This is a genomic window from Kosakonia sp. 1610 (assembly GCF_050435845.1).
Classification (GTDB): domain Bacteria; phylum Pseudomonadota; class Gammaproteobacteria; order Enterobacterales; family Enterobacteriaceae; genus Kosakonia; species Kosakonia cowanii.
Window position 1 is genome coordinate 192,469 of record NZ_JBNDKZ010000003.1, and the last position, 12,454, is coordinate 204,922.

At 47.3% G+C, this 12,454-nt stretch carries 15 protein-coding genes; 3 read left to right on the top strand and 12 right to left on the bottom strand.

Going from position 1 to position 12,454, the window contains the following annotated elements; all coding sequences use genetic code 11:
- Positions 1-8: 8 nt before the first annotated feature.
- The gene (locus ABIC80_RS11560; RefSeq protein ID WP_429177197.1) at positions 9-398 is read left to right on the top strand and encodes a hypothetical protein; all 390 of its coding nucleotides are present in this window, start codon (positions 9-11) and stop codon (positions 396-398) included.
- Here the strand turns inward: ABIC80_RS11560 and ABIC80_RS11565 are convergent.
- The 12 genes from ABIC80_RS11565 to ABIC80_RS11620 form a co-directional block, all read right to left on the bottom strand.
- Positions 395-769: a hypothetical protein gene (locus tag ABIC80_RS11565; RefSeq protein WP_429177200.1), complete on the bottom strand. Its 375-nt coding sequence runs from the start codon at positions 767-769 to the stop codon at positions 395-397. The two genes, ABIC80_RS11560 and ABIC80_RS11565, sit on opposite strands and share 4 nt — an antisense overlap.
- A 216-nt stretch (positions 770-985) precedes the next feature.
- Positions 986-1,357 carry a hypothetical protein gene (locus ABIC80_RS11570; protein ID WP_429177203.1) on the bottom strand — a complete coding sequence of 124 codons (372 nt, stop codon included), beginning with the start codon at positions 1,355-1,357 and terminating at the stop codon, positions 986-988.
- A gap of 23 nt (positions 1,358-1,380) precedes the next feature.
- Positions 1,381-1,764 (bottom strand): hypothetical protein, encoded by a 384-nt coding sequence (locus tag ABIC80_RS11575; RefSeq protein WP_429177206.1) that lies wholly within the window; start codon positions 1,762-1,764, stop codon positions 1,381-1,383.
- Between the two features lie 267 nt (positions 1,765-2,031).
- Entirely contained in the window at positions 2,032-2,403 is a 372-nt protein-coding gene (locus ABIC80_RS11580) for a DUF3592 domain-containing protein (RefSeq protein WP_429177209.1), read from the bottom strand.
- 98 nt (positions 2,404-2,501) lie between these two features.
- Complete coding sequence (locus ABIC80_RS11585; RefSeq protein WP_429177212.1) at positions 2,502-2,882, bottom strand: hypothetical protein; 381 nt, start codon at positions 2,880-2,882, stop codon at positions 2,502-2,504.
- A 51-nt stretch (positions 2,883-2,933) separates the two neighbouring features.
- Positions 2,934-3,338: a hypothetical protein gene (locus tag ABIC80_RS11590; protein WP_429177214.1), complete on the bottom strand. Its 405-nt coding sequence runs from the start codon at positions 3,336-3,338 to the stop codon at positions 2,934-2,936.
- A gap of 100 nt (positions 3,339-3,438) precedes the next feature.
- Positions 3,439-3,816 carry a hypothetical protein gene (locus ABIC80_RS11595; RefSeq protein ID WP_429177217.1) on the bottom strand — a complete coding sequence of 126 codons (378 nt, stop codon included), beginning with the start codon at positions 3,814-3,816 and terminating at the stop codon, positions 3,439-3,441.
- An 81-nt stretch (positions 3,817-3,897) separates the two neighbouring features.
- The gene (locus ABIC80_RS11600) at positions 3,898-4,266 is read right to left on the bottom strand and encodes a hypothetical protein (RefSeq protein ID WP_429177220.1); all 369 of its coding nucleotides are present in this window, start codon (positions 4,264-4,266) and stop codon (positions 3,898-3,900) included.
- Between the two features lie 316 nt (positions 4,267-4,582).
- Positions 4,583-4,960, bottom strand: coding sequence for a hypothetical protein (locus tag ABIC80_RS11605; RefSeq protein WP_429177223.1), 378 nt, complete (start codon positions 4,958-4,960; stop codon positions 4,583-4,585).
- Positions 4,961-5,027: 67 nt separating this feature from the next.
- On the bottom strand, positions 5,028-5,414 hold the full coding sequence (locus ABIC80_RS11610; RefSeq protein WP_124970186.1) for a hypothetical protein: 387 nt from the start codon (positions 5,412-5,414) through the stop codon (positions 5,028-5,030).
- Between the two features lie 8 nt (positions 5,415-5,422).
- Complete coding sequence (locus tag ABIC80_RS11615; protein ID WP_429177225.1) at positions 5,423-7,801, bottom strand: type VI secretion system Vgr family protein; 2,379 nt, start codon at positions 7,799-7,801, stop codon at positions 5,423-5,425.
- Between the two features lie 283 nt (positions 7,802-8,084).
- The gene (locus ABIC80_RS11620; protein ID WP_242389870.1) at positions 8,085-10,115 is read right to left on the bottom strand and encodes a choline transporter; all 2,031 of its coding nucleotides are present in this window, start codon (positions 10,113-10,115) and stop codon (positions 8,085-8,087) included.
- A gap of 239 nt (positions 10,116-10,354) precedes the next feature.
- Between ABIC80_RS11620 and betI the strand changes: the two genes are divergently transcribed.
- Both betI and betB read left to right on the top strand, forming a co-directional pair.
- On the top strand, positions 10,355-10,951 hold the full coding sequence (gene betI, locus ABIC80_RS11625; protein ID WP_023480351.1) for a transcriptional regulator BetI: 597 nt from the start codon (positions 10,355-10,357) through the stop codon (positions 10,949-10,951).
- Between the two features lie 13 nt (positions 10,952-10,964).
- Complete coding sequence (betB, locus tag ABIC80_RS11630) at positions 10,965-12,437, top strand: betaine-aldehyde dehydrogenase (RefSeq protein WP_429177228.1); 1,473 nt, start codon at positions 10,965-10,967, stop codon at positions 12,435-12,437.
- Positions 12,438-12,454: the final 17 nt, after the last annotated feature.

Consider the following 12,454-nt stretch of genomic DNA (forward strand, 5'->3'; position numbering starts at 1 on the left):
GTGCAACAGTGAGCCCGAGCGTAGAAGAGGTGATTGCTTTTGTGCGTGAGTTTTCGGGACGTACGCGCAAAGCGATCGATGAAAGCACGTTGCTGGAAGAGGATCTGGGTATTTGCGGTGATGACGGCGTTGAGCTTCTTGAAGAAGCAGAGAAGTTTTTTGCTGTACGTTTTGAAACGGATGAAGAGGATTTCCGCTCGCTTTTCTCGCTAAAGGAGAACGAGTACCTCTTTACAAGCGAAGGTCTCGATCTACTCGGCATCTGCTATTTTTTTCGCTGGTTGCGCGGCGAGCCAGAGCCCGTGGTACGCGATCTCTCCATCGGGCAGTTGCATCAGGTGCTGGTGAAAGTGCGTAGCAAACAGGAGGGCAGTTGCCCCGCAACACCACGGAGTTAATAGGTTTTGTAATCGCTAAAATAGAAGTGTTTCCCGGTCTCATTGTCGACACGGATATTGACTTCGGCACCAGGAAAAAACTGATCCTTTTCAATAAAAGGGAAAGCAATACCACGTTTGGCGATAACTTCCTCTCCTTTGAAAATATATTTCACCGTCACGGCTGCCGTAAGATGATTATTAACGCCCTGACGCTCATCAAGTTTTAAATCAACGATATTTGCCTTAAGGTCAGTGCCATTTTGTTTGGTTTTTGCATCTTTGGACTGGCTTTGCCAGTTAGTTATACCGATATAAACGAAAACAAGCAGCATGCCGCCAGTAATAAACCAGCCTAACTTTGGTGAAACGGTTGATAAAAATTCCATCATGATAGTTCTGTTTCTCCGTGATTAAGATGTTGACTATGTGTGGCTATATTGTACTGAATATTATAGGCTTTTCTAATTTGGCGATCTAGCTGTTTTTAGCCGAGTCGGTTTTAAGAACGTCTATCATGCTGAATTGATCACAAAGAATAATTAAATGATTATCCGCTTATACAAATTAGAAAAGATGTAACCCGTCATGCACTGCACGTTCTGTCGTTAACAGTTTTCATAATCGAGGTAGTAAAAATCAGCAGGATTGGCAGGGTTTACTCTTATTCTTAATGGTTTCCCCATTTGAATTTTATCCTTATCTGTGACATAAACTCTGATGCCTCTTTTCGAGGTAATGATTTGCCCTGAAAAGATATATTTCACCGTAACAACACTAACGAATTTATTATTGGCTCTTTGATATTTATCAGGAACGACCTCCGTGATAATGGCCTCTATATCAACGCCATTCTCTTTAATATTGGCATCTCTTTTATTGCTTTTATGGGTAAGGAAGGCCACGTAGCCCGCAAAAATCAGGCCTGCCAGGGGGATAAGCCATGCCAGCTTTAGCATAATCCAGGAGAGAAGGTGCATAGATACTCCATCAGATATAGTAATTATCGTCTTTTATAATCAAGCGCTGCGTCACGCATATCAAGCATATTTTTATTAGGGTTACTTTTTAAATAAACCACAGGAATGGGTGCTCCTTGAATGTAATTTTGAAGTTCGCTAGCTTTGATATTTATTTGCGCATTCCTTTTTTTATATTCCGTACCGTTTTCTGCGATGAATGAATATTCAACATGAATATAAGCAAACTCGCTGTTCGGTGATAATTTCGATTGTATCTGCAAAATAGTTGCGTCAATATAACAAGGGTTGCTAAGGATTTTCTTTTTGGTAAAACGCTCGATTACACCTCTTGTTAATGAGTGAGCGATGGCAAATACCACTAATGTAATAAGTATGATGTGTATCGTTTTAAGAAAGCTATCCATACTGAATCCATATAAGATAATAAAAATATTCTAACACGAATCGTTCATATTGATATTAATTTCGACACAATTTGGCTGTTTTTTAGCAAAAAAACTATCATTGAGCATGCTATGTTGTTAAATATATTATAATAAGATAATCGATTGTTTTTTCTATTATTTAAAAAATTATAAAACCACATGTCATCAACCAGAATAAGGATACGGCTACCGGATTTATGGCATTTAGCGCTAACAGGCAGCCATGATACAGTTCTGTATTGTTATTTAATAGGTCCTGTAATCAGGATAATAAAATTGCGTCGGATTGGCAGGATTAATTCTTACTCTGATTTTACTTCCAACCTCAAATTTATCTTTGTCCGTTATATAAAAATTTAGGCCACGTTTAGAGGTTACGGTTTTTCCTTGAAAAGCATAATGCACTGTAATCACCGCAACTATCTTATTATTAATTCTTTGATATTTATCTGGAATGATTTCCACTATTGTGGCGTCCAGATCAATGCCGTTTTTTTTAATGAATGCATCGATTTTATCGGACTGCTTATTTTTGAAGATTACGTAAGCAACAAAAATCATAGCAGTCAAAGGTATCATCCAGGCTAACTTCAGCATGACATAAGATATAACTTCCATAATGTTTTGCCTTTAATATTTCTCACTGAGAAAGAGTTATTTTCGAAAAAAACGTAACTGTGAAAATCGGTGTACGCAGGTACGGTTTTTCCCCCTATTTACAGTCGCCCATTTTCGTACCCGATGTAATAAAAGATGGTCGGCTTGTCAGGATGAACTCTGATGACAATCATCTTTCCAGGTTTAAATTTTTCTTTATCAGTAAGGTAATAGCGTAGGCCGCGTTTTGCATTGATAAGCATGCCGCCAAAGTTATATTTTACCGATACCAGCGCAACTATTCTGTTATTAACTTCCTGAATCTCATCAGGATTTACTTCAGTAATAGTGGCGTCAATATTAATTCCACGATCTTTAATATACGCATCCGTTTTGTTGGATTCGCTTATCTTATAAGCGATGTAACCGGCAAAAAACAGTAAACTAACGGGGATGGCCCAGGCAAGTTTAGGCATTATATAAGAGAGTAGTTCCATCATTTTATATTTCAATCCTTATTGTTTTAGTTGAAAGCTAGTTATGCAGTAATATCAGAATCTCTTTTTCCATTCAAACCGTACGTAATCCTCTATCGCATTTCTCATATTAAGCATGTTTTTTGACGGATCGTTTCTAAGGTAAACAACGGGGATGGTGAAACCTACATTGAATTTTGGCAGGTCCATCGTCTTAATCCCGGTCAGGACGTTTTTTTTTGTGTAAACCTCGCCGTTTATGGCTGTAAATGAGTAATCGACCGTGATATTGACGAGCCCATAACTGCTTGGTGTGCCCGGCATGATTTCCGTAATGGTTGCATCAACATAGCAGGGATCTGTCATAATCTTTTTAACTGTTTTTTTATCAATAAAATTTTGGACAGTTGTAATACAGATGGCTAACACCGCAGCGCCAACGAATATGTAAACTAACGCTTTCAGTAATATGTCAATCATATCAATTCTTAAAGTGAAATGAGTTAGAAGGCATTACATCAAAGTCACAGACTGCTTGCTATAAAAAAGCAGTAGTTACCATGTTTTTTGATGTAACTATTTAGTACGTCCTGTAATCAGGATAATAGAACTGCCCTGGATTGCCAGGGTTTATTCTTATCTTTATTTTATTGCCAACTTCAAACTTATCTTTATCCGTTATATAAAAGCTAAGACCACGCTTAGAAGTTATGCTTTTCCCTTCAAACTCATACTGCACTGTAATGACAGCAACTATTTTATTGTTTATGGTTTGAGCTGCATCTGGCTTGATTACTGTCATTGTTGCCTCAACGTCAACGCCATTTTCTTTTATATAATCGTCGAGCTTATCTGATTCTCTGTTTTTAATAAAAACATATGCAACGAAGATTAAAATACATAAAGGAATGATCCATGCAAGTTTAGGCATGATATAAGAAAGGAAGTCCATAACCATAATTTAACGGTCCTATATTTCTATTCATGCTTTTGGTTTATTTTTTAAAACTAAAGTCACGATTTTAGTAGAAAGAGTTTATTATTCTGCTGCATTTTTCATATTCAACATGTTTTTTGATGGGTTATTTTTAAGATAAACAACGGGTATTGTTGAACCCACTTTGAACTTCTGCAAATCCATTGTTTTGATCGCGGTCAGAACGTTTTTTTTCGTGCATGTCTGACCATTTATAGCCTTAAAAAAGTAATCAACCGTAATATTTACAATGCCATAACTACTTGGTGTGCCCGGCATAATTTCAGTTATAGTTGCATCCACATAATAAGGATCTTTTAAGATGTCCGCAGCTATTTTTTTGTCAATTAAACTTTTGGCTACCAAATAAAATATCGCTGTTGCGGCAACTCCAACAAAAATATAATAATAAGCTTTTAATAATATATCCATAATAGACCTATAACGCAAGTTCAACTTCTTTATTTATCGCCAAACTTAATTTGATATGTTGGGGGTAGCCTGCCTCATATTTCAATACATTATTAAAAATAACTGTTATAGAATTATTTTCCATTTTTGTTATTGTAATCCCTTATGAAATAATTGTCCGGAGGTTAACAGTTCTGATGCCTGGAAAATACTATTTTTCAATATATTATTACATGGTTGAAAATTATCTCGGTGCCACTTTTAATCGTAGTTTTGCCGAGAGAACACAGTGGCAAATAAAAAAGCTGGGTAGTTATACTAACGCTGGTTCATCTCTTTAGTACGTTCTGTAATCAGGATAATAGAACTGTGTCGGATTGCCAGGGTTTATCCTTATCCTGATTTTATTTCCAACTTCAAACTTATCTTTATCCGTTATATAAAAGCTAAGGCCACGCTTCGAAGTTATGCTTCTCCCTTCAAAATCATACTGCACTGTGATGACAGCAACTATTTTATTGTTTATGGTTTGAGCTGCATCTGGCTTGATTACTGTCATAGTCCCCTCAACATCAACGCCATTCTCTTTTATATAATCGTCGAGCTTATCTGATTCTCTGTTTTTAATAAAAACATATACAACGAAGATTAAAATACATAAAGGAATGAACCATGCAAGTTTCGGCATGATATAAGAAAGGATGTCCATAACCATAAATTAAAAATACTTATAGTCCTTATGCGTGTCTAACTACTTGTTGCAAAAACTCAAACTTACGTTTTTACCCAAATCGCTTGTAATCTTCCATCGCATTCCTCATGTTCAACATATTCTTCGATGGATCGCTTTTAAGATAAACGACAGGAATAGTCGATCCCTCATTGAATTTTTGTAAATCCATTGTTTTAATGGCCGTCAGAATTTTTTCCTTCTTGTAAGTTTTCCCATTATTAGCAGTAAACTCATAAGTAACTGTAATGTTTACTATGCCATAAGAGGTCGGCGTGCCTGGCATAATTTCTGTGATTATTGCTTCTATATAGCAAGGATCTGTCATAATCTCTTTAGCTATTTTTTTTTCAATTAAGCTTTTGACTGTAGTAATACAGATTGCTAAAACCACAATGCCAACGGATATATAAAGGAACCCTTTTAAAAATATTTCCACACTAAACCTCATATGAATGATGTTAACACTGCGTTCTTGAATGCCAACGCGTAATTGCTGGATTGAAACCTACCAACTTTGAATTTTATGCCGTTATTCCAGACAACGTTTACGGAATTACTTTCCAACTTAGTCGTTGTTATTCCAGTGGAAAAGCCTACCATAGAGGCAGTAAACGCACTGCAACCTACAGCTGTCCATTTTGTTTCAACAGCCCATGGCGTATCGACATTCACTTGCGTATCACTTTTGATGGTTATCTTACTTGGAGAATAAAGGTTCATCTCCCCAAGCACTGTCTCGGTGAGCACGCCCTGAATGTTCCTCGATGCATTACCATGGATGTCGACAATGTGGTTCTGATCGACCGTTAACTTATCGACCCCTTCGATGTGTGTCACTACGCCTTTCTTGTAGGTCACTTTCGTGGCGGCGCCAATGGCACTTGATGAAGCTGAAGACATATAGTCAGCCGGGGAAGGCATTGATCCTGGCGCCGACATTACGGGCCCCACCGGTTTGCTGATATCAAAAGGCACCGGTGTTACCGCCGACTCCTGACCCTCCGCATTCACCACCTGGCCAAACACCACTTCCGGCACTTCATACATGATCTTATCTGCCGCCAGGGTACTGACCGAGGCGTCGGTTTTGATCACCAGATTCTTGGTATAGCTGTTGTCGGAGTAACCGGTGACTGATTTGGTCTCGTTATCGACAATCGTCTCTTTACGGCCTTCAGCGCTCACACAGATGGTCTGTCCTTTATTAAAGGTCTGCGTGTCGTGATCTTCCACCGTTATGGCACGGGTGAGCTTATGGTTATAGATCGTCTCTTTATGCACAGTCTCCTTGTGGATCCCTTCAACGGAGACATTCATATCCCGCTCGGAGTGGAGGTCAACCGACTCGTTGCCGAGCTTATCTTCGAAGAAGAGATAGCTGGCGTTATCTTTGTTGCCGTCTTTACTGCGGGTCATAAAGCCCATACGGGTTGAGTCGCCCGGCAGCTCCCACGGCGGCATGCTCGCTTCGTTATAGACGCGACCGGTGACAATCGGACGATCCGGGTCGCCGTTAATAAAGTCGATAACCACCTCATCGCCGACGCGTGGGATCTGCACCCCACCAAAGCCCTGGCCAGCCCATGCGCTGGATACGCGTACCCAGCAGGAGCTGGTGTCATCGCCTTTTGCATGACGATCCCAGTGGAACTTCACCTTCACGCGCCCATAGCGGTCGGTCCAGATGGATTCACCCTGCGGGCCGACCACGCGGGCGGTCTGCGGGCCGTGTGTGCGTGGCCACTCCGTGCGTTGTGCCGAACGGAAGGTGGTTGCCGCCGGTATCACCACAAACTGAATCTGATGAATAGTGTCGGAAGCGCTGCCGCTGGCGTAGCTGTTCTCTTCCAGCGTGTAGGCGGCGCTGACGACGAGATAATCGTTGCTGCTGCCGGCAAAAGGCGGGTTGCCGAGGGTAAAGGTATAACCCGGCGTGATACCAAGCGCCGTGCCGTTGGCGTCAATGCGCTGCTGCTCGGCCTGCCACTCCTCCTGGCGGATACGGGCGTAAAACTCACCGTGCGAATGCTCGACAAAACGGCCCGGCCACTCGTAATAGTCAATCTGGCCGGGTGAGGGCGAAGCAGGGTTCTGCCGCGCCTGGAACATCCACGCATTCGGCTTGCGGAAGTCGTAATCATCGATGCTGTAAAGGCCGGGCGTAACGCGTTCGCTGATCGCCCACTGACCAATACCCTCTTTATCCGTCGACCCGCCGGAAAGGGTGGCGTGATAGGGGATAACTTCATATCCGCTGAAAGGTTCATGATGCTCTGCCGCATCCATCAGCACCATGGTGTGGGAATCCGCCTCATGGCGGAAGTAGAAGTAGATCCCTTCCAGCTCCATCAGGCGGCTAATAAAGTTGTAGCTGCTCTCCTGGTACTGAACGCAATACTCCCAGTTACGGTAGTCGCCGGTCAGCTTATCTTCCGTTTTAACACCATATTCCGACAGCACGGTTTTAATAATGTCCGGCACGCGCTGGTTCTGGAAAATACGCTGGTTACGGTCGCGCAGCAGCGGCCATAAATCGGATTCAATTTTCAGGAGATATACTGCGTAACGCACACCATCAAGCTCGGTGCTTTGCAGATTCACCTCGGTAATTTTGCCGTTGAAATAGCGTGGTTGCAGGCTTTGGGTTGGCACCTTAATAGTTAAGGGTTTCCCTAATAGCGCTCTACGGTCAATATTGCCATCTTCACTTAACATCGTGACGTTCAGTGCAAAGGATCGCGACATCACTTCTGTGCCGTTAAGTTTCCAGAACATCAGCGACTCGGCGCCGGCTGGCGGGGTGACGGTGATACGGTCAAACATAGCAACTCTCCCGGAGCTATTGCCCCGCGCGTTCAAAGGTTTGCGAGGTGTTTCTTTTTTTGGTTTTTTGCTGTGCTCACGGTTGGCGGGAATAAACGTTTAATGTCAATCCGCAACCATTCCATGAAAGACGACATTTTACAGATCGACATCTTCAGATACAGAGCGCAACGCATGAAATTGAAAAGCTGAGTCGTATTTGCAGACTTTTCCTAAAAACACCGTCATTTAGCGCAAATTCATCTGCCTGAAAAAATAAGGCCACTTGCGTGGCCTTATGTCGTTACATCTGTGGGTAAACAATATTTGCGCCGGGCGCTTCGCGGTGCAGATGGATAAAGTTCAGGTGGCGTTCATATTGATCGAGAATATCGATAATCACCTGCTCTTTGTTGTAATCCATCAGGTCATTCCCCTGGCTGCCCTCTAACAGGAAGGTCTCCAGACGGAAGTAGTGCGACTTACCGCTGCGCGCGCGGTAGGTAAAGCCGGGAACGGAGTACTGCTGCGGCCAGACCTGGTAAACAAAGTCCTGCTCGTCGCCGAGAAGCACGCGCAAATCGAGATGGCCGAGCGGTTTATCATCCTCCGCAGGCACACTCTCCAGCGTAACGCGACCGCCGCGCAGTTCCAGCTCCTTCGCCACATCCTGCATTGCCGGGTAGATTACCGTCTCCATCATCTGCTGGGTGTAGCGCGTACCCGGGTAGTTCATCAGGCGCGAGAGACGCTTTTTCCAGCTCAGGCGATCGTTACTCGCCGGAATATAGGGTGCGGTTTCACGGCTGGCGCTGGCGCGGCGATGATCTTCCACCTTCAGCGACTTATAAAGCCCCGCCATCACAAAGAAGATCACAAAGCTGAATGGCAGGCCCATGATCACCGTGGTGTTTTGCAGGGCAGAAATGCCGTTGGTCATCAGCATCCCCATCGTCAGCACACCAATCGCCACCGACCAGAAGATACGCAGCCAGTTCGGCGCATCGCTGTTGATATCTTTCAGCTTCGAGGTGAAGTTACCCAGCACCAGCGAGCCGGAGTCCGCCGAAGTGACGTAAAAGAGCAGGCCGGTAATGGTGGCAACCGAGGCGCTCAGTTTAAACGCCGGGTACTGCGCCAGCAGGCTGTAGAAGCCGCGTTCGGCATGGGACATCACTTCCTGGGCAAAACCGGCATCGCCGTGAATGATCTCATACAGCGCGGCGTTACCAAACACCGACAGCCACAGCAGGGTAAAGGTAAACGGAATGATCAGCGTACCGAGCACGAACTCGCGGATGGTACGACCGCGTGAGATGCGCGCAAGGAACAGGCCGACAAACGGCGACCACGCCACCCACCAGGCCCAGAAGAAGAGCGTCCAGCTGTTCATCCACTGCGTCGGGCGGTCAAAGGCAAAGGTGTTCAGCGTCATGCCCATAAAGCGGTTGATGTAATCGCCCACGTTCAGCACCAGCGCGTTGAGCAGGAAATCCGTTTTGCCCATAAACAGCACAAACAGGATCAGCCCGAGCGCCAGCGCGACATTCAGTTCAGAAAGGATGCGAATACCTTTATCGACGCCGGAGGTGACCGAAATGGTGGCGATAACCACTGACAGCACAATCAGCGCCATCTGCGCGGTTAACCCTTCCGGCACATCAAACAGCACTTTCAGACCGTAGTTAAGCTGCACCACGCCAATACCGAGGGTGGTGGCGATACCGAAAATGGTGCCGATCACCGCTGCGATATCCACCGTGTGGCCAATCGGGCCATTAATGCGTTTACCAAAAATCGGGTAGAGCGCCGAGCGGATGGTTAACGGCAGGTTGTAGCGGTAGCTGAAGTAGCCGAGCGCAATTCCCATCAGGGCGTACATCGACCAGCCGGTTAAGCCGTAGTGGAACAGCGTCCAGACCATCGCCTGTCGCGCGGCCTCCATCGTCTGCCCGGCGCCTTCCGGCGGCTGCATATACTGCGTCACCGGTTCAGCGACGGAGAAGAACATCAGATCGATGCCGATCCCGGCGGCAAACAGCATCGCCGACCAGCTTAACAGGCTGAACTCCGGTTTGGACTGCTCTGGCCCGAGCTTGATCGCCCCGTAGCGGGAACAGGCCATATAGACCACAAAGACGATATAGAGCGTGGCGGCCAGCATGTAGTACCAGCCAAAGGTGGACGACACCCAGTTAACGGTGGTCTGGATCCACGCCGCGGCGAGATCGCTATAGAGAATGGTGACAAGTGAAAATGTCAGAATCAGTCCGGCGGAGGTGTAGAACACCACAGGATTGATTCTGTCTTTTTCACTGGCAGGTGGATTAATCATCGGTTACCTCTGGTTAATTTCCTGTAAATAAATCAAAAGATTACTTGCAACGTGCTGCCTCTTTTCTTGTTGTTTTTCCCTCATTTTTGTTACGGATTGAGCCTGCTACAGCTTACACACTGCCGCTTCGTTTTTGTAACAGCGCAGGTACATTACCTTAACAAATTCTTTTTTTATATTGAACGTGCAATCAAAAAAAGATTAAATAGAGCCCTTACTTTGCGGTGGAAGAGGGAGTCATGCCAAAGGTGGGAATGCAGCCGATACGCCGTCGGCAACTGATTGATGCGACCCTGGATACGATCAACGACGTCGGGATCAACGACGCCACCATTGCGCAGATTGCGCGCCGGGCCGGGGTATCGACCGGCATCATCAGCCACTACTTCAAGGACAAAAACGGCCTGCTGGAAGCCACCATGCGCGACATCACGCGCCAGCTGCGCGATGCGGTGGCGGTACGCCTGAAACCGTTAGCCCAGGCCACAACCGAAGCGCGTTTACTGGCGATTGTCGACGGTAACTTCGACGAAACTCAGGTACACAGCGCAGCGATGAAAGCGTGGCTCGACTTCTGGGCCAGCAGCATGCATCAACCGCAGCTGGGCCGCCTTGAGCGGGTCAGCAGCCGACGCCTCTTCTCCAGCCTGACGGCGGAGTTTCGCCGCGAATTGCCGCGCGAACAGGCCCGGCTTGCAGCGCACGGCCTGGCGTCATTAATTGATGGCCTGTGGCTGCGCGCAGCCCTGAGCGGCAAACCGTTCAACCCGGACGTTGCCCGAACGCTCACCACCCAATTCATCCGCCAGCAGTTGGCTGGCGCAGAGAATCCCTGAGGAAGGAGGAATCATGTCCCGATTCGCAGAACAGCAGCTCTATATTGATGGTCAATACGTTCCCGCCGCGGCTGGAAAAACATTCCAGACCATCAACCCGGCCAACGGCGAAGTATTAGCCGAAGTGCACGAAGCGGCGCAGGCCGATGTCGATCGCGCGGTAGAAAGCGCGCGTAAAGGCCAGAAAATCTGGGCCGCGATGACGGCGATGGAGCGCTCACGCATCCTGCGTCGCGCGGTCGATATTCTGCGCGAGCGCAATGACGAGCTGGCCGCGCTGGAAACCCTCGACACCGGTAAGCCGCTGAGCGAAACCCAGGCGGTTGATATTGTCACCGGCGCGGATGTGCTGGAGTACTACGCCGGGCTGATCCCGTCGCTGGAAGGGCAGCAGATCCCGCTGCGCGACACCTCCTTTGTCTACACTCGCCGCGAGCCGCTTGGCGTGGTTGCCGGTATCGGCGCATGGAACTACCCGATCCAGATCGCGCTGTGGAAATCCGCACCGGCGCTGGCTGCGGGCAACGCGATGATCTTCAAACCGAGCGAAGTCACACCGCTCACCGCCCTGAAACTGGCGGAAATCTACACCGAAGCGGGCCTGCCGGACGGCGTCTTTAACGTTCTGCCGGGCAGCGGCGCGGTCACCGGCCAGTTGCTGACCGAACATCCGGGCATCGACAAAGTCTCCTTCACCGGTGGCGTGGCCAGCGGTAAAAAAGTGATGGCGAATGCCGCCGGTTCGACCCTGAAAGAGGTCACCATGGAGCTGGGCGGTAAATCGCCGCTGATCATCTTTGAAGATGCGGATCTCGATCTCGCCGCCGATATCGCGATGATGGCCAACTTCTACAGCTCCGGCCAGGTCTGCACCAACGGCACGCGCGTGTTTGTTCCGGCGAAATGGCAGGCCGAGTTTGAAGTGAAGATCGCCGATCGCGTGGCGCGTATTAAAGCGGGCGATCCTAACGATCCAGCCACCAACTTCGGGCCGCTGGTCAGCTTCCCGCATCGCGACAACGTGATGCGCTATATCGAATCCGGCATCAGTGAAGGCGCGCGTCTGCTCTGCGGTGGTAAACGTCTGGCTGGCGGTGAGTTCGATAACGGTGCCTGGGTTGCGCCGACGGTCTTTACCGACTGCCGCGACGAGATGACCATTGTGCGCGAAGAGATCTTCGGGCCGGTGATGGCGATCCTCACCTATGAAAGCGAAGAGGAAGTGGTGCGCCGCGCCAACGCTACCGACTTCGGTCTGGCCGCTGGCGTGGTGACGCAGGATCTCAACCGCGCGCACCGCGTCATTCATCAGATTGAAGCGGGGATCTGCTGGATCAACACCTGGGGCGAATCCGCCGCCGAAATGCCGGTGGGTGGCTACAAGCACTCCGGCATCGGGCGTGAAAACGGCCTGATGACGCTGCAAAACTACACCCAGGTGAAGTCTGTGCAGCTCGAAATGACCCGTTTTCAGTCTGTATTTTGAGTGAATTTTAACCTGAG

Coding starts and splice junctions, on each gene's coding strand:
- ABIC80_RS11565 (WP_429177200.1), bottom strand. CDS start 769: ATGATGGAATTTTTATCAACCGTTTCACCAAAGTTAGGCTGGTTTATT.
- ABIC80_RS11570 (WP_429177203.1), bottom strand. CDS start 1,357: ATGCACCTTCTCTCCTGGATTATGCTAAAGCTGGCATGGCTTATCCCC.
- ABIC80_RS11575 (WP_429177206.1), bottom strand. CDS start 1,764: ATGGATAGCTTTCTTAAAACGATACACATCATACTTATTACATTAGTG.
- ABIC80_RS11580 (WP_429177209.1), bottom strand. CDS start 2,403: ATGGAAGTTATATCTTATGTCATGCTGAAGTTAGCCTGGATGATACCT.
- ABIC80_RS11585 (WP_429177212.1), bottom strand. CDS start 2,882: ATGATGGAACTACTCTCTTATATAATGCCTAAACTTGCCTGGGCCATC.
- ABIC80_RS11590 (WP_429177214.1), bottom strand. CDS start 3,338: ATGATTGACATATTACTGAAAGCGTTAGTTTACATATTCGTTGGCGCT.
- ABIC80_RS11595 (WP_429177217.1), bottom strand. CDS start 3,816: ATGGTTATGGACTTCCTTTCTTATATCATGCCTAAACTTGCATGGATC.
- ABIC80_RS11600 (WP_429177220.1), bottom strand. CDS start 4,266: ATGGATATATTATTAAAAGCTTATTATTATATTTTTGTTGGAGTTGCC.
- ABIC80_RS11605 (WP_429177223.1), bottom strand. CDS start 4,960: ATGGTTATGGACATCCTTTCTTATATCATGCCGAAACTTGCATGGTTC.
- ABIC80_RS11615 (WP_429177225.1), bottom strand. CDS start 7,801: ATGTTTGACCGTATCACCGTCACCCCGCCAGCCGGCGCCGAGTCGCTG.
- ABIC80_RS11620 (WP_242389870.1), bottom strand. CDS start 10,115: ATGATTAATCCACCTGCCAGTGAAAAAGACAGAATCAATCCTGTGGTG.
- betI (WP_023480351.1), top strand. CDS start 10,355: ATGCCAAAGGTGGGAATGCAGCCGATACGCCGTCGGCAACTGATTGAT.
- betB (WP_429177228.1), top strand. CDS start 10,965: ATGTCCCGATTCGCAGAACAGCAGCTCTATATTGATGGTCAATACGTT.